This window comes from Paenibacillus albidus (genome assembly GCF_014644435.1).
GTDB lineage: Bacteria > Bacillota > Bacilli > Paenibacillales > Paenibacillaceae > Paenibacillus_AQ > Paenibacillus_AQ albidus.
The window spans coordinates 1-654 of the sequence record NZ_BMKR01000114.1 but is presented as its reverse complement, the minus strand read 5'-3'; the positions used below and the strand labels follow the sequence as shown (position 1 = coordinate 654).

Annotated in this window: 1 protein-coding gene; it reads right to left on the bottom strand. The window is 46.0% G+C overall.

Features of this window, described 5'->3' with window-relative positions:
* The coding region (locus IEY53_RS34830) for an IS630 family transposase (RefSeq protein ID WP_229696544.1) at window positions 1–631 on the bottom strand (631 nt) is incomplete at its 3' end.
* Window positions 632–654: the final 23 nt, after the last annotated feature.

Genomic DNA, 654 nt, shown 5'->3' with positions numbered 1-654 from the left:
GGTGCTGATTGATTCGCTTCATAAATTGGCTTACATGAAGCTTAATCTTATAGAATTTTTCAAAAAAGACATTGTTCACTACATCGGCTTTGAGCCACAGCCATAGCCCTTCAACCGGATTGAGGTTTGGACTGTAAGGCGGTAGAAAAACCAACTGCAGACGCGGATGTTCCGTCAAAAAAGGCTGTAACTCCGTAGCATGATGAATCCGGCTGTTGTCCAGAATCAAGGCGATTTTCCCACTCGAATACGCGGAGAGAAGATCCTGAAGAAATCGAATAAAAGCTGTGGTATCGGCCTTTTCTTCTTCCCGATGATGCACTTGCCCGGTTTCATAATTAATCGCACCGAACAACTTGGCTCCTTCGTGTTTGCCATACGTGGGCACTTTACGTTGTCTGCCACGTGGAAACCAATTGTATTGTAGCGCTTGATACGACCGGATCATCGATTCGTCTTCAAAGAGCAAATGATCGATTTTTTCCGCTTCAACCTGTTTCTTGAGCGCTGCAAAGGTGTGCTTTTTGAAATACGCTTGGGCGTCCTCGTCAGCGTTGGCAAGCGTATACGTTGCTTTGGTAAAACTGAAGTTCATCCGTTTTAGCATCGCGCTGATCCCACGCACGCTCATTGTGATGCCAAACTCCCGTTTGA